A 21,446-nucleotide genomic window follows, 5' to 3' on the forward strand; every position below is an offset into this window, starting at 1 on the left:
CGACTGTCCGTTCAACGATGGTCATCTGTTTCTACTCCTGCATTCGATAAGAGACGGGTTCGCCCCGTTCCCTTCGCATATGCAGCATTTAGTCCTGGTCGCCCTGATTCTCAATCTCTATTTGCGGAATAGAGATTGCAAGTTTTGCAACTTGGGTTGCACTTTAGGGCGAATGCGGAGCTTTCCTGGCGCGACTGCCATCTGGACACTCGCGGCGCCTCGCATTAGGGGCCAGCCATGAACATCCCGTCCTCAGATTCCGTACTCATCGTCGATTTCGGCAGCCAGGTTACCCAGCTGATCGCGCGCCGTGTGCGCGAGGCGGGCGTCTATTCCGAAATCGCACCCTTCTCGATGGCCGAGGAAGCCTTCAAGCGCCTCGATCCCGTGGGCATCATCCTCTCGGGTTCGCCGGCATCGGTGCTCGACGGGAACGGGCCGCGCATTCCCGATGCCATTCTTGAGAGCGGGCGCCCGATGCTCGGCATCTGCTATGGCCAGCAGTCGCTGATGCACCAGCTGGGCGGCGAAGTGCTTGCCGGCGATTCGGGTGAGTTCGGCCGCGCCTTCATCGAAATCGCGGATGAGTGCGCCCTGTTCGACGGGCTGTGGAACGTGGGCGAAAAGCACCAGGTCTGGATGAGTCATGGTGACAAGGTGACCAGCCTCGCCCCCGGCTTCCGCCCCGTCGCTTCCAGCGCCGGCGCGCCCTTCGCGGTGATCGCCAACGACGAGAAGCGCATCTATGCGATGCAGTTCCACCCTGAGGTGGTTCACACGCCCGATGGTGGCAAGCTGCTCAAGAACTTCGTGCGCCACGTCTGCGGCATGGCCGGCGACTGGACGATGGCCGAGTTCCGCAAGACCAAGATCGAGGAAATCCGCGAACAGGTTGGCGACAAGCGCGTGATCTGCGGCCTTTCGGGCGGCGTCGATTCCGCCGTGGCCGCCGTCCTCATTCACGAGGCTATCGGCGACCAGCTCACTTGCGTTTTCGTCGATCACGGCCTGATGCGCATGGGCGAGGCCGAGCAGGTCGTGTCGCTGTTCCGCGGGCACTACAACATCCCGCTCGTCCACGTCGATGCCTCGACCCTGTTCCTCAAGGGACTGGAGGGCGTCACCGACCCTGAAAAGAAGCGCAAGTTCATCGGCAAGACCTTCATCGATGTCTTCGAGGACGAGGCGAAGAAGATCGGCGGCGCCGAGTTCCTGGCCCAGGGCACGCTCTACCCCGACGTGATCGAATCGGTTTCGTTCACCGGCGGTCCCTCGGTCACGATCAAGAGCCACCACAACGTCGGCGGTCTGCCCGAGCGTATGGACATGAAGCTGGTCGAGCCGCTGCGCGAACTGTTCAAGGACGAAGTGCGCGAACTGGGCCGCGAGCTGGGCCTGCCCGACATCTTCGTCGGCCGTCACCCGTTCCCCGGACCGGGCCTGGCCATCCGCATCCCCGGCGAAGTCAGCCGCGACAAGGCCGACATCCTGCGCAAGGCCGATGCGATCTACCTGGAAGAGATCCGCAATGCCGGTCTCTACGATGCGATCTGGCAGGCATTCGCAGTGCTGCTGCCGGTCAAGACCGTGGGCGTCATGGGCGACGGTCGCACCTACGACAGCGTCTGCGCCTTGCGCGCAGTCACCTCGACCGATGGCATGACCGCCGACATCTATCCTTTCGATGCCGCGTTCCTCAGCCGCGTCGCCACGCGCATCATCAATGAGGTCAAGGGCATCAACCGCGTCGTCTACGACTACACCTCGAAGCCGCCCGGCACGATCGAGTGGGAATGATTTGCCGTCTGGCACCGACAGGTCCCGGCGAGCACGGTATGCAAAAGGGGCCCGCAGCAATGCGGGCCCCTTTTCGTTGGGATCGGGCCTTCTGAGTGGCGCGTTTCAACGGCCGAAGTTCGCTTGCGCGAAGGTCCGTCAGTTTGAGAGGGGTGGGGCTGCGTGCCAGTTTACGCGCTCGGTCTTGTCCCACACCCCGGCTGTATCGATGGGGTGGGCAATGAGGAGGGACGTCTGATAGCCCTGCGAGAACATCGTGCGCACCTGGTACAGGGCTTCGAAGGAGTCGAAGTTGCGCCCAATACGGTAGCCAAGTTGCTGCAGGCGCTTGGAGTCCATTGCAAGATTGACCATCTGCCTCACCCCGGCGTCGCCGGTGCCCGATATGACCAGGATCCGCTTGCCGGACGGCCCTGGGAAGCTGGCGATGTAGCCGTAATCATGGCGCGGGATGATGTCATCGGCGAGAAGATACGGACTGCCCGAGAGGAAATGCCGACCCGACGATTTCTCGACAAGTTCGTAGCAGGTGTCCGCGCAGCGGAAAGCCGAAGCCTTGAAGAGCGGGTCGCCGATCAGAGGAGTCAATGCATCGAGAGCGCCGACATAAATGATGTTTGGCGAAGTCATCATCTCCGCATCGAGCTCTGACGCAGATACGACGGCCGGCTTGTATTTCTTTATGATTGGCCAGAGCGAGCTTACCGATTGCAGTATATCGACGCTGACGGAGTGCGAATCGCCCTCCATTATGCTGACGTGACGTGAATCATCATCCATGATGCCGTGCTTGGACCCGTGTTGCATAGTCACACGCTCATAGAAGCCGTCAATTTCGTAGATCGAAAGGTCCTGTGTCGGCTCTTCTTTGCCGTTGATCATGTTCTTGCTCATGAACATGAAGTAATCGCCAATGACGATCTTGGTCGGGTTGTCCTTTTCAAAGCCTTTCCACAGGGTCGATCTGACCGTGTGATTGCCCATGTCCTGCTGTTGTCTGAAATAGAGCCCGCCCAGCGCAAGGTTCGCCAACAGGGTGGCCAAGGCAACCATGGCGATGACAAACCTGCGGCGCCTGTTTGGGCGAGCCGGCGCCGAAGGGACATTTTCCTCGATCTCGACGCCTTCGGGTTGCTGCAGGACCAAGCCGTATTCGCCATGCGGGATAACGATCCGCGCTCCGGTCCTGTCGGCATAGTAAAGGTCGAGTTTCTTGCGCAGGCGGTGAATGCCGACCCGAACGCGTGATCCTTGCGTGCTTTCCTCTTCGCGGCTCTCCTGAAAGACTTCTTCGGCAATTTCCGTTTCTTTGGGCCGATGCTCCTGAAGGGATTGCTGGAGCAGATAATCGAACAGGCGAAGGAGGGTGTCGGACCGATTTGACCTGATGAAGTCCCGCACGGCTTCGCCTTCTTCGGCCAAGGCGCGGGCAGTGGCATCGTCGGCAGAGGCAGCCTGGCTGTTCATTGTTATTTCCATGCGGCGCAGGGCATACGAGGTGGGGCTTGCGAAGTCATTGGATGCGCGACCTTTAGCGAAGCCGCCTGGCGGCAGTTCGTATCAACTGCACGCTGGCGGCACAAGATTACCCCGATATGTCCATACCGGCATCCCGATCACACGACATCCAACTCAACTAGCTGGGCGTTGAACCCGTATCCCGGCATGAATGAATGCATCACCTCGTTGGCCTCCAGGGCCGCTTCCGATGCGGATGGTGCGCTTTTCGCTTCCGGACTGTCTCCTTCGTCAGGGGCATTCGTCGCCTGAGCGATCTCGCGTATTCCCTTCAGGTCGGTCCAGACCAGCCAGAAGGATTTTCCGTCATCGGACATCCACTTGGGAGAAATTTGGGGAGAATAGGCGCGGGACTGGGGATCGCCACCCGGCGTCCAGGCACGCTCTTCATGGACTTGGCGCCATGGCCCCCAGGGTGTCTCTGAAATCCAGAAGCCGAGATAGCTCGGCTTGCCGAATTCCGTCCCGTCATCGGCACAACCGTTTCCGGCACTCACCATCATGTAGGCATCGAGGGCCTCGTTGAAGACGATGCTGGGCAGCCATGTCTCGACTACCAGGTCGCCGGGGAAGAGGTTGGTCGAATTGACCCAGCCGCGCGGAAAGACATGAACCGGCTGTCTGTCGTCAAGCACTGGAGACCAGAGCGGCGTGCCGTCCGGCTGGATGCCGGCGAAGAAGCGATAGGCACGCCGGTCGAGGATCTCTTCAATCCCCACCCGGAAGAGCACGAGCTCGTTCATCTTGCCGTCGACGCTTCCGTTCGTGCCGTAGACATAGATATAGCCGTCGCGGTTTGCCCGGTAATCCTGACCCATCTGCAGGACGGTCAGCAGGGAGAAGCACCCGTCCGGCTCGTTGAAGAAGGCGAATTTGTCCTTTTTCTGCTCGTGCCAGTCCTCCCATTGCACCGGGGACGTGCCGTCCTGATTGCGCCAGGTGCGGCCACCATCTTCGGAATAGATAAGCTTGGCCGTCGTCCAGTGACGCGGCCGGTCTTCGGCCCGGTCCAGTGCGGTGAGGAACTGGTAGATCCGGCCATTCACTGCCAACAGGCCGTGGCCGTGGTAGTGCGGGGCCTCTTCCGGCTCCTGCGATTGTTCGACGGAAGGATAGCCGTCAACGATATGCGCCGAGGCTTCGTGCGGATCATTGCCGCCGATCGACCACAGGGATCGCTTGTAGAACATGTCGGGTGGATTTACCCAGCCGGCGCCATCGTTGACGACGGTCAGTTGCCGGTTGTCCGGCGTCCAGGTCATCTTGTAGCCGTCCCCGATCGTGGGCAACTTTACGATTGTGTCGTCCCGCCGCCTCAGGGCGCGGATGATGCCCGCCCGGGCATCAGGTGCAAGGGCGGCATAGGCGCTCTGGCTCCAGGCTGCACATAGACCAACAGCGATGGACTGTTTGAGAAAGTCCCTTCGTTGCGACATCGAGGTTCGCTCCGTCATGAGTGATGAAAGAAAATTTGCACCAAAGGCGCCATCTTGGTGGCGTACGGTCTGCCAATTGGGGAATTGGCCGGATTTAGCGGCAGGTCCCGAGATTGCGATATGCGTGTCGCGCCCGATCTGAATGACTGCCGCCCGGCAGAGTGGCACGGCAGCGGACGAGCGCTATAGAGCCGATCGTTCCATGCGTTCTTTGCATTCGTCGACTTCAATGACCGGTATCCGTCCTCTCGTTTACTTGGCGTTACTAGGCCTTCAGCCTATCCGATGGCGGCGATAGGGGAACCGGGATGCGGTCGTGAAACCGTTCGTGCGACAGGGTGTAACGCTCTATTCTGTTCGGATGCGTCGGCTTGTTGCGTGAACCGCAGGAAGACGACGGGTAACGGTCGAGAATGCGGCGCTTTGTCTTTGCCCCTGTCCGAGGGAATTTCGACTTTCGCCAGACTGCGGCAGGGTGCTGCCGTACGCGAGCGACCTGATAGCTGTTACCTGGATCATGTTACCGTCGTAACGCAAACGGTTTCGTGACCGCTTTCCAAGCGACGGCCCGGTTCGGGTTGCTACATTGAAAACTGTACCGGGAATCGGATGCTGCGGTCCTGCTGAGAGGGCGGCGCTCGGCAGTTAAACCTGCTTAGTGACAATTGCATGGCACCAAAAACCGGATTGGTGCGACGTCGCAATCCAGGCGTCGCTGAAGAGGGGCGAAGGGAGATTCACATGAACGTTTTCGGTAAGGCTGCGGTGACCATATCGCTGGGACTGGCCGCGATCAGCGCTCCAGCCGTGGCGCATCATTCATTCGCCATGTTCGATCAGGACAAGATTGTCGACCTCAAGAAAGTCAAGGTCGTGCAATTCAAGTGGGGCAATCCGCACGTCTTCGTTGTCGTCCAGAGCGGCGATACGCGTTACGCCCTTGAATGCTCCAGCCCCTCGGCCATGACCGGAGCCGGTTGGAAATTCAACAGCATCAAGGTTGGCGACACGATCGACGTCTCCATTTTCCCCCTGCGCAGCGGGAAGCCTGGTGGAGCGCTCAAGACTGCGACGCTCGCAGACGGCAAGAAGCTCGAGGCACTTTGACGGTGTTGGGCTGGCAGATGCGAAGCCGGCAAGAGAATGGGGGTGTCATGAAGTTTACCGTTACGCATCTGGCCGCCATTGCCGTGGCATGTTCGGCGGTCCCTGCTGCAGCAACTGGCGCAGTGGCGGCAACGAAGAACGCAACAAAGGATGCCACGCAACCGCCGCCGAGGCCGATAACGGCGGCCAGCGCCAACGGATCCCACGATCTCAACGGCGTGTGGGCCAGATATCCAGCTCCCTGGCCGACCTATAGCGCCGATTTCGACGATGTTCCTCCGCCTGATCTGGGGCCGGATCTGGTGGAGCCCTATGCAAAGCAATGGAAGGAACAGCGCATCAAGCGCAGGCAGGCGCTTGCAGCTGGCACGCCGCTGCTCGATCCGAGTACGTTGTGTCTGCCGGAAGGCATGCCGACCGTAATGCAGGCCATTTATCCGATCCAGATCCTGCAGACGCCCGGACAGATCACGGTTCTGGCTGAGCTCTTCATGCAGACCCGCCGCATCTACATGGATGCGGAGATGCCACCGGTCGATGACCTTGCGCCGAGTTATTACGGGTTTTCGTCGGGCCATTGGGAAGGCGACACGCTCGTGGTCAAGACGCGGGGCGTCAAGACGGATGTCCAGTTCTTCGAGATTCCTCACAGCGAGGCGATGGAGATTACTGAGCGGTACCAGTTGGCGGACGGCGGCAAGAAGCTCTATCTCGATATTTCGATCGAGGATCCCGTCTATCTGCGGACACCCTATCAGTTCCGCTGGGTTTACGAGCGAACGCCTGGCTACCGCATTCCCGAATATGTCTGCGACAATTTGCACGACGTGATCAATTCGGACGGCACTGTAGATCTCAAGACGGAATAGTCAGGCCGGTATTCGCGACGTTCAATTCGCTGTGCGGATGAAACGTTCGTGGACCGATCATATGCGGAACGCGCAGTTCAGGCGTCGCAAGGACCGCCAGTCATGATGGATACTGCCGCGGTTTAGGAGCGGCCAAAGGTATCGAGATAAACAATCAGGGGGATTTCAAAATGAAGTTATTTCATGGCAACGAATCCATGCGCCAGCAGGGCATGGCGACATGGGGTTTGAAAGCCGCGCGTCGAGGCCTTCTTTGTGGTGTATGCTTGCTGTCGGCTGGCACTGCCTTCGCGCAGGATGGCTCGGGCGCCAACTCAGAAGGGCCGCAGGCAAGCGATCAGGATGTCATCCTGGTGACCGCGCGGCGCAAGGAAGAATCGCTGACCGAGGTTCCCGCAGCGATTACCAGCTATTCGTCAGAGTTTCTCGAGACGCAGAACATCACCAGCTTCGTCGACTATGCGACCAAGATTCCCAACTTGTCGTTCCAGTTCGGTCAGGGCGGAACGTTTCTGTGGAGCGGCGATCGCGAAACCTCCATCCGTGGCGTGGTCGGTGTTGGAACAACTTCATTCTACATCGATGACACTCCAGTCCCGTCTTCGGTTAGCCCCCAGGTCTTGAATCTCGATCGCATCGAAGTTCTCAAGGGACCGCAAGGAACGCTGTTCGGCGCAAGCTCGATGGGCGGCAACCTTCGATACATTTCCAAGAAGCCGTCGCTTACCCTCAATGAGGGCACGATGAGTGCACAGGCCGGCGGAACGAAGAATGGCGGTTTCGATTACGATGCCAACATTCAGAACAATTTCGTTCTCGTCCCGGACAAGATCGGGCTTAACGTCGCAGTTGGCTACCTGCAGGACTCGGGTTTCATTACGCGTCGTTTTCCTGACGCCACCGGAGCGTTGGTATCCAAGGATGGCCAGGGCCGTAACCGTGTCCTCTCCGGCTCGGTGGCTCTGCGTGCCCAACTCGCAGACTCGCTTGAAGCAACCGTCAGCTTCATGGGTCAGAGCAGCCGGCTGCGCGGTTTCCCCGGGGCTTACCTGAAGCTCCCTGCTTATCGACCGGTATCCTATACGCTCGACCGCGACACCGATGTCCAGGAGTACTCGAAAGACGACTGGGGCCTTGGCGCTCTTGTTCTTCGGTACAAGGGTGATGGCTTCGATATTGTCTCGTCCAACAGCTACTTCAGTCGTGAAATCACGCAGGTTGACGACAATACCGAAGGCACGAAATACTTTTTCCAGTCCGTATTCGACGCCGATTTCACGGGCGTGCCCTTCTACGTTCTGATAAATTCGCGGGAAAAGGCATTTACCCACGAAACGCGGCTGTCCTTCGATGAAGGAACCCTCATTCCGGGACTGTCCGGTATCGTTGGCGTGTTCCACAAGAATCAGAACAACCGTGACTTCAACCCCGCAGTGGAAGTTCCCGAACTGGCTGACGCGGGCTTTTCGCCCCCCTATCTTGCCGAAGTGCGGGTCAAGAGAAACGAAAAGAACACCGCTCTATTTGGTGAACTGTATTACGAGCCGGTTTCGCGGCTGACGTTCACGATGGGGCTGCGCAAGTACTGGATTCGTCAGCATCAGGATCCCAGTGAAGATACCGGCGCCCTGTTCGGGCCCGAAGGCAATGTCAATGATGGGCGGGACGCCCGTCAATCGGGACTGATTCCCAAGGCCGTGATTTCGTATGAAGTCGGCGACCGTGGCAATGTCTATGCCTCGGTTTCAAAGGGCTTCCGCGTCGGCGGCACAAACTCGGCGTTGCCGTCATTCTGTGGTGACGATCTTGGCGCGCTGGGTCTGACCCTCGATGGTGCCGGACAGTATCGTTCGGACACCCTGTGGAGCTATGAAGTCGGTGCCAAGAGCCGGTTCGCCGGTGGCCGCGTGACTGCATCGGGCGCCGCTTTCCGCATGGACTGGTCGAACATTCAGCAGGTTGCCACGCTTCCCACTTGCGGCCTGACGTTCGTGACCAATGCCGGCAAGGCGCGAATCAATGGCGGCGAGTTTGAAATTGGCGGACGCCCCTTCGCCGAAGTACCGCTCATGCTCCAATTGGGCATCGGCTACCTCGATGCGAAGCTGATCGATCCCGGCTTCCTGCCTCAGCCGCCGAACAGCCCTCTCGGCCTCGTCCCGAAGTGGACTGCCAGCATTTCGGGCTCTTACGAGGCACCGATTAGCGACGATTTGGACTTCTTCATCGCCGCTGACTATAGCTACACCAGTTCTACGAAGGTGCCTTCGGTGGCCGACGGGAATGCAGAGTTCTTTACTCGTCAGCCGCTCAACCTGGTCAACGGCAATATCGGTCTGAAGTTCGGGCAGTCGCAGTTGATGGTTTATGTGAAGAACCTGTTCGACAAGCGCCTGACTTATGGCGATCAACCGATGTCGGGTTTCGAACGCCGCGAGCTTCTACCTGACGGCAACTACGAACGCGTGCTGCGTGGCGTGGTCAGTCGTCCCCGTCAGCTCGGCGTACAGTACAGGCTCAATTTTTGACGACAGTGAACCGTCGTCGATGACCCCGTTCGGGGTCTAAAGCAGAGAAAGGCACTGCCATGGGTAATCACATTGGAAGGCAAGCAGGAATGAATGCATGGAAGTCCGGTGTGTTGAAGGTCAGCGGGCGCGGCATTCGTCGCTCCGTTGCCACCCTGGCGGTGCTTGCTCTGTCACTGAGCAGCTGTGGCTCGCATAAGAGTTCCGCCGCAGAAAATGCGGTAACGGAAAGCCCGCCGCTGAAGGCGATTGCGAGCATCAAGGAACTGATGGATTCTACGGTAGATCCGTCTGCGGACGGTCTCTGGAACTCGGTCTGGATCGTTTCGAACGCCAATGGTGTAGACAAGCACCAACCGCGCACGGACGAGGAATGGCACGAAGTGCGCAGGCACGCGATTACCCTGATCGAGTCCATGAACCTGGCGATGATTCCCGGCCGACCCGCTGCACCTTCGGGCACCAAGGCCGGACTGGGTGAACTGACACCGCAGCAGATCGACGCCATGGTGAAAGCCAACCGGCCGGAATTCGATGAGTTTGCAGGAGCCGTGCGCGAAAGTGCGGTCGAAGCTCTCGCTGCGATCGATCACAAGGATCCGGAAGCGCTCAGCCGGATCGGGGGTGAAATCGACGAGCGATGCGAGGCTTGCCACACGACGTTCTGGTATCCGAACTCGAAGCGCCCCAACAAGTAGCCGCTATCGAGACGGCAAGCGCACGTCATCGACGTGTGAGCCGGCAAAGGTTCGGGCGTATTCATGCCCGAACTTTTCCCGTATGATTGGCCTGCGCAACGTGCTGGCACACGATTGCGGTCACGACTTCCAGTGCCCTGCTTGCCCTGCTGGAAAACTGCACCCGAATGGATCGGAGGGCTGCGGCAGGCACCGGCTTTCGCTGATTACGGTGACCCACTTCCCGCCGCAGTTCGAAGTTTTTCATCTGAGGCCCGTCAAGCTAGCTAGTCGCGTCCTCATGACTACATTTCGTACCGGCTGAGCGCCTCCCTGCTTGAACGAGAGGTTCCGTGGGGCCTCGCTGTTGCCCCTGACGCTTGTCCGAAATCGCCACCGCACCCTCCCGTGCGTGCTTGCTGGCCGCAATCAGGGCGCCTGACCGTCTATAGCAAGACAGCAGTGGACGAGAAGCCGCCCCCTGACCGTCCTGCCCGCCAGTTCGCAGGAACAAAGCCGCGGATTCGGCTCGAAAGACCAAGAGACATGACCGGTACAGGCAGGCCGAAAACGTGCTCCACCGGTGTTCGGAGAACGTCTGAGTGACTGAAGTGAGACTTGGCCGGATTTGCGACAACGGATGGGTTGCAGCAGGGTTACGGCCCGTAACAGAACCAAGGTCGGCACTGAAATCGGGACCTTGTCGATCCATGACGGTCCATTTTTGCGGCCAGAAGCCCCGAAGGCGCACGCACGTTCGCTCTTTGTCCGAACCGTTCGTAACTTGCCGCGCAAACCGGATCTGCGAACCATCGGCAGCATTGGGCCGGTTACACCGCCCGCGCAGAAAGGGAGAAGCTGCGTCATGAAGCTGCCAAGAACAAGCAGGCCGCGATGGAGGGGAGGGGCACTGCTCCTTGCCGGTGGCTTACTGTCGGAAGCGATTGCAGCCCCGGTACGCGCGGAGGACAGCCCGGTATCGGGCTTGCCCGTGATCATCGTGACGGCCCGGGGTGAGCACCGCATCGGTACTTCGGTTGCCGCCAGCGAGGGGGCAGTCGCCGGTGCAGACCTGGCGGATCGGCCTTTGCTGCGTCCGGCAGAACTTCTGGAAGCCGTTCCAGGAATGATAGCGACGCAGCATTCCGGTGGCGGCAAGGCGAACCAGTATTTCGTACGTGGTTTCAACCTGGACCACGGTACGGACTTTTCGCTGCACATAGACGAAATGCCCATGAATCTGCGTACGCATGGTCATGGCCAGGGGTATCTCGACGTAGGGGGGCTGATTCCGGAATCCGTTGCGCGGATCGATTATCGCAAAGGTCCCTATCGGGCCGATGACGGTGATTTCGGATTTGTCGCTTCGGCGCGGATAACGACAAAGAGCCAGCTAGATCCCTTCGTTACCGCCGAAGCCGGCAGTTTCCAATATCGGCGCCTGGTTGGGGGGGGATCAATCCCGGTCGCTGGCGGGGACCTGCTCGCCATAGGCCAAGCCAAATTCAACGATGGGCCTTGGGCTCTGCCAGAGGATTTCAACAGCTATTCGGGGCTGCTGAAGTATGGGGTGGACGTGCCTTTCGGCAAGATCCAGTTGAGTGCCAACCTTTACAGTGCGCGGTGGAATCCCACCGAGCAAATTCCCGAACGCGCGATCGGAACATTGATCAAGGACGCTTATGGCACCCTTGATCCTTACCTGAACGGGAGGACCGACCGGCAGACGTTCACGCTCAACATCGATGGGGCGGACGATTGGCGGCTGACACTCTGGGCGCAGCATTATAACTGGAGCCTTCTTTCCAACTTCACCTACTTTCTCGACGATCCCGTCAACGGGGATGAACTCCGACAGTACGAGAAGATGTGGGGCTATGGCGGCAGGATCGAAAAGCGATTTACTCTCGGCGATGGGCTCAGCCTGACTTTCGGGGCCGAAGGGCGAGCGGATGATATCTCCCAGGTCGGACTGGATCACACCATTCAAGGTGTGATCGATTTTACCAGAAGCAGGTTCGCCGTGCAGGAAGATTCCGCGGCGCTCTATTCTGAAGTGCAATGGAAGCCAGTACCGGCGGTCATGATCGTCGGCGGCCTTCGCGGGGACTTCTATCGGTTCGAAACCAAGGCTCTGGCGGGGGCAGCCTGGAGCGGTGTGGTCAAGGATAGCATCTATTCACCGCGCATTGGAGCCAATGTCGAAGTAGCCGACGGCTTGGCGCTCTACGCGAACTACGGTCAGGGGTTTCACAGCAATGATGCCAGAGGCGTCACTGCGCCGACCGAACCTGCACCCGGTCTGGTCAAGGGCAACTTTCGCGAACTGGGCTTTCGGTTGGAACGTGGACGACTGGTGTTCACCGGTAACTACTGGTGGAGCCGGATTGCCAGCGAGTTGATATATGTCGGCGATTCCGGAGCGGTTGAACCCAGCGGTGCCGGGCGTCGCCAGGGATACGAGCTTACCGCGTGGTGGAAGCTCAGCAACTGGCTGACGCTGGACGCGGTCTGGACTGCGGCGAAAGCCCGTTATGTGGATCTGCCGGCCGGTGCCAACTACATTCCCGGCGCATTGCGAAATGCCGGGGAGCTGGGCGTCGCCACGCATTTCAACCGCATCAACGCGTCGCTGCGCGTTCGGCATCTGGGGCCGCATGCCCTTACCGAGGATAACAGCGCCAAGGGCAGCGCCACCACATTGCTCAATGCCAGGGTCGCCTTCACACCCGGCAAATGGGAGCTTTCGCTGGATCTGCTCAATGCCCTGAACAGCAAGGGGCACGATGTCGATTATTTCTACACCACCCGACTTCCCGGCGAACCGGCGGAAGGGGTGGAAGGATATAACAGCAAGATTGCAGAACCGAGGCAGGTTAGGCTCGGCCTGAAACGCAGCTTTTGAACGGGCCGGCGACGGTCTTGTAATATATATAGAAAATTCAATAACTTAATGGGAATGTCACCGCTTTGTAACAGTGTCATTCCCTGCGCTACACCGTCAGTTGTACCGGTACAGTACCGTTTCATAACTTGGATCGGATCGCCCCGCCTGTAGGGTCAATCCGAAGATTTCATCGAAAAACAGGGCCTGACCGCCACTCATCCCAGAGAGGGGAAATAGCAATGTCCATAACCGCATTCGGCGAATGGCTTTACGCCACTCCGGTCTCGACTGCGATCAGAGAAACGACGTGGATCATCCCGAACATCCAGACGGTGCATATTCTTGCAATCGCCGTAGTGGTCGGATCCGCACTTCTAACCGAACTTCGCTTGGCGGGAGTTATCGCGACCGATCGCCCGGAGGCGGACGTGCTTCGCCGTTACCTGCCGTGGATGAAAGTTGCACTTGTCGTCCTGCTTCTGACGGGCACGGTACTGATCGTGGCCGAGCCAGGCCGTACCTTGGGTAACACCCTATTCTGGATCAAGATGGCGCTGGTTGCCGGTGCTAGCCTGGTCACCCTGAAGGCCCGCAAGTCACTTCTGCGGACCGGCGATACGATGGCAGGCGAGGTTGTTCCGGAAGCTTCCAGGTCTCTGGCTTGGTTGATGGTGATCATTTGGTGTGCCGTGATCTTTTGCGGGCGTTTCATCGCCTACACCTGATCTTCATGTCCACGGCATCGGCCGCCTACCTCCATCCAATGGAAGATTTCAGCCATGAATATAGAAACAGCGCTCCAGAAAATTAACGATTTGCCGCTGTCCGCGGGTATCCGCGAAAACGCCAGCGCCTTTCCCCTCCTCGAATCGCTCCACGTATTGGCGATCGCGATCGTCTTCGGCACTATCCTGATCGTCGATCTGCGGCTTTTCGGAGTGGCATCGCATCGCAGAAGTGCCCAACGCCTGACCGCTGAACTGTTGCCTTACACGTGGGTGGCGTTCGTCGTGGCAGCGATCACCGGAACGCTCATGTTCATGTCGAATCCGGTGTCCTACGCCAACAATACTCAGTTTCTCGTGAAGCTGGGCTTCATCGCGCTGGCCGGCCTGAACATGATCTGGTTCCATTCGACTGCGTACCGCAGGATTGCCGAATGGGACGAAGACATGCCGCCTCCGACTGCCGCGCGTATCTCCGGCGCCCTGTCGTTCATCCTCTGGACAACCGTGATATTCCTCGGCCGCTGGATCGGCTTCACGCTGGAGACGCTGTTCTTTTGAACAGCGGCCCCCGCAGGCCGTGGAAGAAGGCGTATTCGACCACACCGAACGCCGGGCGGATCAGTCACTGTCATTCGACGCGCGAACCTTGATCGCCGAGTAGAATGAGATCCGCCCGCATTGGTCCTGACCCGTCCCGTACCGAGTCAATGGCCCGGACATGAGTTTGGGGCTTGAGCAAGGCCTGGGTCCTGTATCGCGGCGACGTGAAGAGGATGACGTCCAAATCCTCCAATTCAGTAGCGCCGGTGAAGGCTCACGCTGAACGGGTAGCAAGGGGTATCGGCCGCGGGCCCCGGCGCTGCCTCACAAGATCAGGATCGTGCAGGATGAACGGCGCGGCGATGACAGCATCGCCGCGCCGTATCGCATGGCAGGGGGTGTCCGCGGTAGAATCCTGATGTTTTGCTGCTGGCCGCACTTGCAATCCGCACTCCCGGTCCGACCGTCGTTCTGGAGACGATCCCGGCTGGAGGCTGGGCTTGCCGATCTAAGCGGTGCAGGGCGCGACTCTCGCGGCCATTGCCTCGGTGCCCGTCGACCAGGCGTGTTTGGTCTGACCGTGCCGGACCGTCTGTTTGAGCGGGTTTGTCACTATCGCAGACGATACGCGGTGCAAACGGGACTGTCGGATGACCTGGACTTGCCGCGCTTTTTGCTTTGACCGCAGGCCAGTGGGGACTGAACAGTCAGTCCCCACTGGTCAGGTCTGTTACTTGAGACTTACTTCGCGGCGCGCACCGCGATGGTGTCAATCTCAACCTTGTAACCATCGGCGGCAAGGCGGGGCACGAAAAGGAGGGTGGCGGCCGGTTTGATGTCGCCGAATACGGAATGGCGCGCAGCGCGGAGACGATCGGCCGGGATCGGTTCAGTTACATAAGTGGTGAGCTTGACGATATTCTGCGGGCCAAGGCCTTCCGCTTCAAGGATGGCAGCGATGGTCTTGATCGTTTGCAGGTACTGATCTTCGATGCTCTCCGGAAGGCTGCCGTCGGGGAGTTCGCCGACCTGGCCAGAAAGGAATACCAGCTCAGCGTCAGCCGATACAGTCGCAACGTGGGAATAGGGTCCATAAGGCGGCGTAACCGTATCCGGGCTAGAAAATCTTACGAGTTGGGACATCACGTCTCTCCAAGGCTGACAGCGGGACAATCCCGCCAGATATCCATGGCAAGACTGTTTCATATTTGCAACCAAGAATGCATATTGACACCATTGTTGCATTATGTATATAATTGGTCCGTAGCTGGCGTATATAATCCAGGCAGAATTGGATGACGGGAATGGCGAGGGCATTTTGCTCTCGTTTTGCCGTGTGGGGGCAATTGTCGATTGGACCTGCATGGGAGCCCGCCAACCCAACTTTAGGAGGTGCAATTGAACGGGTCCCGTTACGACATTTTGTTCGAACCAGTGCAGATTGGGCCGGTAACGGCCAAGAATCGCTTCTATCAAGTCCCGCACTGCAACGGCATGGGGCACCGGGCCCCGTCCGGCATGGCGGCCATGCGGCGCGTCAAGGCGGAAGGCGGCTGGGCAGTCGTGTGCACCGAAGTCTGCGAAATTCATCCCTCCGCCGACATTTCGCCGCACAACGAAGCGCGCCTGTGGGACGACCGGGACATCCCCGCCCTGGCGCGAGCGGCCGACGCCATTCACGAGTTTGACTCGCTTGCCGGTGTCGAGCTTGGCCATCACGGTTTTCGGGCGCAGAACCGGATTTCGCGCGAGATCCCGCTCGGGCCTTCGTCGCACACGGTTGTTTCCTATGATCCTGTCCAGTCGCGTGCGATGGACAAGGAAGACATCCGGAATCTGCGCCGGTGGCATGCCGCCGCAGCGCGCCGCGCGAAGCAGGCCGGGTTCGACCTTATCTATGTCTATGCTGCGCACGGCCTGACCACGCCGATGCAGTTCCTGTCGCGCCGATACAATCAGCGGACCGACGAATATGGCGGCTCGCTGGAGAACCGCGCGCGCCTTTTGCGCGAACTGATCGAGGAAACAAAGGACGCCGTCGGCGACACCTGCGCTGTGCCGGTCCGCATCTGCGTCGACGAACTGGTCGGCCCGGCGGGACTGTGCTCGGACGGGGAAGGCCGGGATCTTATCGAGATGCTGGCGGATCTTCCCGATCTCTGGGACGTGACGGTTGGCGACTGGTCCAATGACTCGCGGCCTTCGCGATTTGGCGAAGAGGCGGTGCACGAAGATTATGTCTCCTTCGTCAAGCAGGTCACCAGTAAGCCCGTCGTATCAGTCGGACGTTTCACGTCGCCTGACACGATGGTGTCGCAGGTACGTCGGGGTGTGCTCGACATGGTGGGCGCCGCCCGCCCGTCGATCGCGGATCCCTACCTTCCCAACAAGATCAAGGAAGGCAGGCTCGACGACATCCGCGAATGCATCGGTTGCAATATTTGCGCGGCTGCCGACAATACCTACACGCCGATCCGCTGCACGCAGAACCCGACCATGGGCGAAGAATGGCGGCGTAACTGGCATCCGGAACTGATCCCTGCGCGGGAAAGCCAGGATCGCGTTCTCGTCGTCGGCGCTGGCCCTGCCGGCCTGGAGTGTGCGGTCTCGCTGGGCAAGCGCGGCTACGAAGTCGCCCTGGCCGAAGCGACGACCGAACTGGGCGGGCGCGTGTTGCGTGAGCCCTTGCTGCCAGGTCTCTCTGCCTGGGGCCGCGTGCGCGACTATCGTCTCGGTCAGCTGCACCAGCTCGCCAATGTCGAGATCTATATGGACAGCCACATGTCCGCCGACGAAATCCTGGGTGCGGAATTCGATCGGGTCGTGCTTGCGACGGGCTCTTCATGGCGCCGCGACGGCGTTGCCCGTTATCACCGCACGCCGCTTGCAGGTCTCGATGAGAAGGCGATCTATACGCCGGATGACATCATGGCTGGCCGCATTCCCACCGGACCGACCGTGGTTTTCGATGACGACCATTATTACATGGGCGGCGTCATTGCCGAGAAGTTGCGGGATCTGGGGCTTGATGTCACGCTGGTGACGCCGGCACCGGTCGTTTCGGGATGGACCGCAAATACGCTCGAGCAGCCGCGCATCCAGAAGCGGCTGCTGGACAAGGGCGTTACGATTGTGGCCAATCAGGGGCTTGTGGGCTTCAGCGATCAGGCCGCGAAGCTGGCATGTGCATTCACGGGGCGGGAGACGACCATCGAAGCGAATTCGGTGGTGATGGTGACCTCGCGAACTTCGCATGATTCCGTCTACAATGCGCTTGCCGCAATGGGCGATCAGGTGCGCGATGCCGGCATTAAGTCCTTCTCGCGGATCGGTGACAGTCTGGCACCGGGCACGATTGCGGCGGCGGTCTTCAGCGGACACCGCTACGCGCGTGAATTCGAGAAGCCTGAAAGCGACGAAGTTCCGTTCCTGCGTGAAGTGTCCGAGCTTGGCCCCTGGTCGGCCCGGAACTGAATGTCGCAAGCCGCGCATGAATGCCATGCGCGGCTCGCGATACGGGATTACAATACACGAGGGATTAGTTCGATGAAAATCATCGTCCCGGTAAAGCGGGTGATCGACTACAACGTGAAGCCGCGGGTGAAGTCCGACGGTACCGGCGTTGATCTTGCCAACGTCAAGATGAGCATGAACCCCTTCGACGAGATCGCTGTCGAGGAAGCCATTCGCCTGAAGGAAGCGGGCAAGGCGGAAGAGATCATTGCGGTCTCGGTCGGCCCGGCCAAGGCGCAGGAAACGCTGCGTACGGCGCTCGCCATGGGAGCGGACCGGGCGATTCTCGTCGAGACCGACGCGGAAGTCGAACCGCTGGCCGTTGCCAAGATCCTGAAAGCGATCGTCGCCGAGGAGAACCCCGGCCTTGTCATCCTCGGCAAGCAGGCCATCGACGACGACTCCAACCAGACCGGCCAGATGCTGGCCGCGCTGCTGGGCCGTCCGCAGGGCACTTTTGCCAGCAAGGTCGAGATCGACGGTGACAGCGTTGCCGTGACCCGCGAAGTCGACGGCGGTCTGGAGACCGTCAGGCTGGCGATGCCCGCGATCGTCACCACCGACCTGCGCCTGAACGAGCCGCGCTACGCTTCGCTGCCCAACATCATGAAGGCGAAGAAGAAGCCGCTCGACAGCAAGACGCCTGCCGACTTCGGCGTCGACATCGCTCCGCGTCTCAAGACCCTCAAGGTCTCCGAGCCGCCGGTGCGTCAGGCGGGCATCAAGGTGCCCGACGTCGATGCCCTCGTTGCCAAGCTCAAGGAAATGGGCGTCGCCTGAGGGCACGGCCGGGAAAGGATACAAGACTCATGAAGACGCTTGTTTGGGTCGAACACGACAATGCGTCGCTCAAGGACGCGACGCTCGCCACTGTCACCGCGGCTGCCAGGCTGGGTGAAGTCCACCTTCTCGTTGCCGGTTCGGGTTGCCGCGCCGTCGCCGAGGCGGCCGCGCAGATCGCCGGCGTGGGCAAGGTCCACCTCGCCGACAACGCCGCCTACGAGCATGGCCTGGCCGAGAACGTCGCGCCGCTGATCGCCGACCTCATGGCCGATCACGATGCCTTCGTCGCCCCGGCGACCACCACCGGCAAGAACGTCGCGCCGCGCGTCGCCGCGCTGCTCGACGTGATGCAGGTCTCGGACATTCTCTCGGTCGAGGGCGAGAAGACCTTCACCCGTCCGATCTATGCCGGCAACGCGATTGCCACGGTCGAAAGCACCGACGCCAAGCTGGTGATCACCGTGCGCGGTACGGCCTTCGAGAAGGCGGCCGCCACCGGCGGTTCGGCGGCTATCGAAGACGTTGCGGGTCCGGGCGATGCCGGACTGTCGAGCTTCGTGGGCGCCGAGCTGGCGAAGTCGGAGCGTCCGGAACTGACCAGCGCGAAGATCGTCGTCTCGGGTGGCCGCGCGCTCAAGGACGCCGCGACTTTCGAGGAATACATCATGCCGCTCGCCGACAAGCTCGGCGCCGGCGTGGGCGCCAGCCGCGCCGCGGTCGATGCGGGCTACGTGCCCAACGACTACCAGGTCGGCCAGACCGGCAAGATCGTGGCACCCGAAGTCTACATTGCCGTGGGCATCTCGGGCGCGATCCAGCACCTTGCCGGCATGAAGGACTCCAAGACCATCATCGCCATCAACAAGGACGAGGACGCCCCGATCTTCCAGGTCGCCGACATCGGCCTCGTCGCAGACCTCTTCAACGCCGTGCCGGAACTCACCGGCAAGCTTTGATGGAATAGATGCCTGACGCGCTCTCCTCGGACGGGAGAGTTTGCGTGAACCTGGAATTCCGATCCTGTGTTCGTCGTTGCGCAGTTTGCGCGTTTGGCGAAAGCAGGGGCAGTCGGGTTGCCGAATGATCGACGCCTGAAATGCGGTACGACTGGAAGCAATCCGGCTTCAACACCCGGTTCGAAATCCCCGTAAATCTGTCATTTGCAAGCAGGTTGAAGTTAGCCTGGCCGTTGCCCGCCACAGTCTTCGGGCATTGCAACAAGGCGCTTTGCCCTATACGGTTGGAGGCCAGATGCTGTTGAGCGCCGGGCACGGGGATCGCGTCTAGCTGGCGATAAAGAGGAGTGAATTGGCGCCCCTGTCATGTCGTCATGGACGAGCTCTTGCGTATTGCCGAACTTGAGCCTTGGTCCCGAGTTACATCAACTCGCGACGCCTTGTGCCGGGCGAGGCAACGGTGGTTCATTGTATTGGGGGCGGAGGCTCTGGCGTTTCCCGGTCCTGCCGCATTCGCTTGTTTGAGCGGTCGGCAGAAGGACGGTGAATGGATTGCGTCGCAAGGGAGATTTCAGGTCTTTGAATAGCCAAATTGCCTTGGGGCAAACGGGAGAAGCTGGCGGGGTATCCCTCGCCGAGGAAGCGTCTCGGTTCCGGACAGCGCTGATCGGGGACAGCCGCTCGACGATGTTGGTGAACCTGTTCGACTATCTGCTCGAACGGGTAGATGACGAGCGCGCACCCAAGGAAATCGAGATCGCGATCGATGTCTTCGGCAAGAGCGGAGCCTTCGATACGTCAGTGAACTCCATGGTTCGCAGTTATATGCACCGGCTGCGTCAAAGGCTGGACAAGTTCAATGAGGGGAAATCCGGCCTCCGGTTGACCATTCCCAAAGGCGAGTATCGCCTCATCCTGTCCGAAATGCCGGAGCTGGAGGATGAGGACGAACTGGAGCCGATAACCCTGGCATCGAGGCTGAAGCGAATCTCGAAGCGGCAGGTTCTTGCAATCTTTCTTTGTGTCAATGGCTTGCTCTGGGCGGCGGCATTCCTTTTCGCGAGCAATTTGCTTCAGCCGTCACCACTTGCCCGGACCGCACTTTGGAAGCCACTCATGGCCAATGGGCGGATGCCGGTCATCGCCGTGGGCGATTTCTACATGATTGCCGAAAGTGGCGATGAAGGCATAATGACAAGCCTCAGACTCGACACGGCAATCCAGTCAGAAGCCGATCTATCCAAATATCTGACCTTGAATCCGCGGTTGCGTGGCAAGCTGCACGCCCGGGATATCTACCGTGTATCGGGGCAGGTGGCCAAAGTTGCCGTTGCTGTACTGAAACAGGTCTCCGAGATGCATCCCGGTTCGGAGGCTGCAGAGATCATGCCGGTGTCACGCATGTCTCAGGATCTCATCGATTCGAACAGTATCATATATATCCAGTATTTTTCGCAGTTGGGCGTGATGCGATCGCCATTCCTGCGCCTGTCCGGATTTGCGCCGACCGACGATTTCGACGAAATCAAGGATAAGGCTAGCGGTAAGGTTTACCGGATCAAGTATGCTGCCGAAGAGGAGGCATCGAACGGCGGCAATGAGGCTTCCGCGCACTCCTACGGCATTGACTACGGCTACCTTGCAAGCTTTCCCGGGAGGTCGGGGAACCACAACATCCTCATCTCCGGGGGCAGCGACGAGGGGCTCGCGCAAGTGACCAAGATTGTGTCGGACAAGCGCCAGCTGGACAGTCTCGCGAAACGAACCGGCGGAGCGGGGGCATTCGAAGCGCTTTATCAGGTTCGAACCGTCGGCGGGCTTGTGTTCGATACAAAACTCCTGATCGCGCGACCATTGAAGACGGAAGCCATGCAGGAAATGTCTCAATCACGCGCCTCCAGGAAAAACTGAACTGGCCAGATTTCCGAGATCGCATGAGTTCAGTTTGACCGTGCTCTTCAGGAAGAGTTCGCGCTGTCAGCGCCTTGCCCGGCGACCTTCGGTCACCGCTCGTATCATGCCTTGAATTGGATTTTGGGCGAAAGGCCGAACTTGCCGCCGGCTACCGGCTCAGGTTGCGCATGATCGCCGAATACAAAGGGGTGTG

15 protein-coding genes are annotated in these 21,446 nt (G+C 59.7%); 12 read left to right on the forward strand and 3 right to left on the reverse strand.

What is annotated here, in order from left to right; all coding sequences use genetic code 11:
* The first annotated feature begins 237 nt into the window (after window positions 1–237).
* Window positions 238–1,797, forward strand: coding sequence for a glutamine-hydrolyzing GMP synthase (guaA, locus tag B5483_RS08475; protein ID WP_054948234.1), 1,560 nt, complete (start codon window positions 238–240; stop codon window positions 1,795–1,797).
* A gap of 138 nt (window positions 1,798–1,935) precedes the next feature.
* On the opposite strand, the gene B5483_RS08480 is transcribed toward guaA, so the two are convergent.
* On the reverse strand, window positions 1,936–3,264 hold the full coding sequence (locus B5483_RS08480; RefSeq protein ID WP_079730064.1) for a hypothetical protein: 1,329 nt from the start codon (window positions 3,262–3,264) through the stop codon (window positions 1,936–1,938).
* A gap of 149 nt (window positions 3,265–3,413) precedes the next feature.
* Window positions 3,414–4,751 (reverse strand): DUF4185 domain-containing protein, encoded by a 1,338-nt coding sequence (locus tag B5483_RS08485; protein ID WP_217698198.1) that lies wholly within the window; start codon window positions 4,749–4,751, stop codon window positions 3,414–3,416.
* Window positions 4,752–5,492: 741 nt separating this feature from the next.
* Here B5483_RS08485 and B5483_RS08490 point away from each other — a divergent pair.
* The 7 genes from B5483_RS08490 to B5483_RS08520 all read left to right on the forward strand — a co-directional run bounded on the left by B5483_RS08490 (window position 5,493) and on the right by B5483_RS08520 (window position 14,105).
* Entirely contained in the window at window positions 5,493–5,858 is a 366-nt protein-coding gene (locus tag B5483_RS08490; RefSeq protein ID WP_079730065.1) for a DUF6152 family protein, read from the forward strand.
* 5 nt (window positions 5,859–5,863) lie between these two features.
* Entirely contained in the window at window positions 5,864–6,727 is an 864-nt protein-coding gene (locus B5483_RS08495; RefSeq protein ID WP_176167983.1) for a hypothetical protein, read from the forward strand.
* Window positions 6,728–6,897: 170 nt separating this feature from the next.
* Window positions 6,898–9,255, forward strand: coding sequence for a TonB-dependent receptor (locus B5483_RS08500; protein ID WP_079730067.1), 2,358 nt, complete (start codon window positions 6,898–6,900; stop codon window positions 9,253–9,255).
* A gap of 269 nt (window positions 9,256–9,524) precedes the next feature.
* On the forward strand, window positions 9,525–9,953 hold the full coding sequence (locus B5483_RS08505) for a cytochrome c (RefSeq protein WP_139383940.1): 429 nt from the start codon (window positions 9,525–9,527) through the stop codon (window positions 9,951–9,953).
* A gap of 844 nt (window positions 9,954–10,797) precedes the next feature.
* Entirely contained in the window at window positions 10,798–12,837 is a 2,040-nt protein-coding gene (locus tag B5483_RS08510) for a TonB-dependent receptor (RefSeq protein WP_176167984.1), read from the forward strand.
* A 221-nt stretch (window positions 12,838–13,058) separates the two neighbouring features.
* Entirely contained in the window at window positions 13,059–13,544 is a 486-nt protein-coding gene (locus B5483_RS08515) for a DUF6644 family protein (protein WP_079730070.1), read from the forward strand.
* 54 nt (window positions 13,545–13,598) lie between these two features.
* Entirely contained in the window at window positions 13,599–14,105 is a 507-nt protein-coding gene (locus B5483_RS08520) for a DUF6644 family protein (protein WP_054948241.1), read from the forward strand.
* Window positions 14,106–14,828: 723 nt separating this feature from the next.
* Here the strand turns inward: B5483_RS08520 and B5483_RS23160 are convergent.
* The gene (locus B5483_RS23160; protein ID WP_054948242.1) at window positions 14,829–15,230 is read right to left on the reverse strand and encodes a RidA family protein; all 402 of its coding nucleotides are present in this window, start codon (window positions 15,228–15,230) and stop codon (window positions 14,829–14,831) included.
* A gap of 255 nt (window positions 15,231–15,485) precedes the next feature.
* Here B5483_RS23160 and B5483_RS08530 point away from each other — a divergent pair, with 255 nt between their 5' ends.
* The 4 genes from B5483_RS08530 to B5483_RS08545 all read left to right on the forward strand — a co-directional run bounded on the left by B5483_RS08530 (window position 15,486) and on the right by B5483_RS08545 (window position 21,250).
* Complete coding sequence (locus B5483_RS08530) at window positions 15,486–17,561, forward strand: oxidoreductase (RefSeq protein WP_139383941.1); 2,076 nt, start codon at window positions 15,486–15,488, stop codon at window positions 17,559–17,561.
* A gap of 72 nt (window positions 17,562–17,633) precedes the next feature.
* Window positions 17,634–18,380 carry an electron transfer flavoprotein subunit beta/FixA family protein gene (locus B5483_RS08535; RefSeq protein ID WP_054948484.1) on the forward strand — a complete coding sequence of 249 codons (747 nt, stop codon included), beginning with the start codon at window positions 17,634–17,636 and terminating at the stop codon, window positions 18,378–18,380.
* A 29-nt stretch (window positions 18,381–18,409) separates the two neighbouring features.
* Complete coding sequence (locus tag B5483_RS08540) at window positions 18,410–19,339, forward strand: electron transfer flavoprotein subunit alpha/FixB family protein (protein WP_079729962.1); 930 nt, start codon at window positions 18,410–18,412, stop codon at window positions 19,337–19,339.
* A gap of 579 nt (window positions 19,340–19,918) precedes the next feature.
* On the forward strand, window positions 19,919–21,250 hold the full coding sequence (locus B5483_RS08545; protein WP_156367422.1) for a hypothetical protein: 1,332 nt from the start codon (window positions 19,919–19,921) through the stop codon (window positions 21,248–21,250).
* The last annotated feature ends 196 nt before the right edge of the window (window positions 21,251–21,446 follow it).

This window comes from Novosphingobium mathurense, from assembly GCF_900168325.1.
Classification (GTDB): Bacteria; Pseudomonadota; Alphaproteobacteria; order Sphingomonadales; family Sphingomonadaceae; genus Novosphingobium; species Novosphingobium mathurense.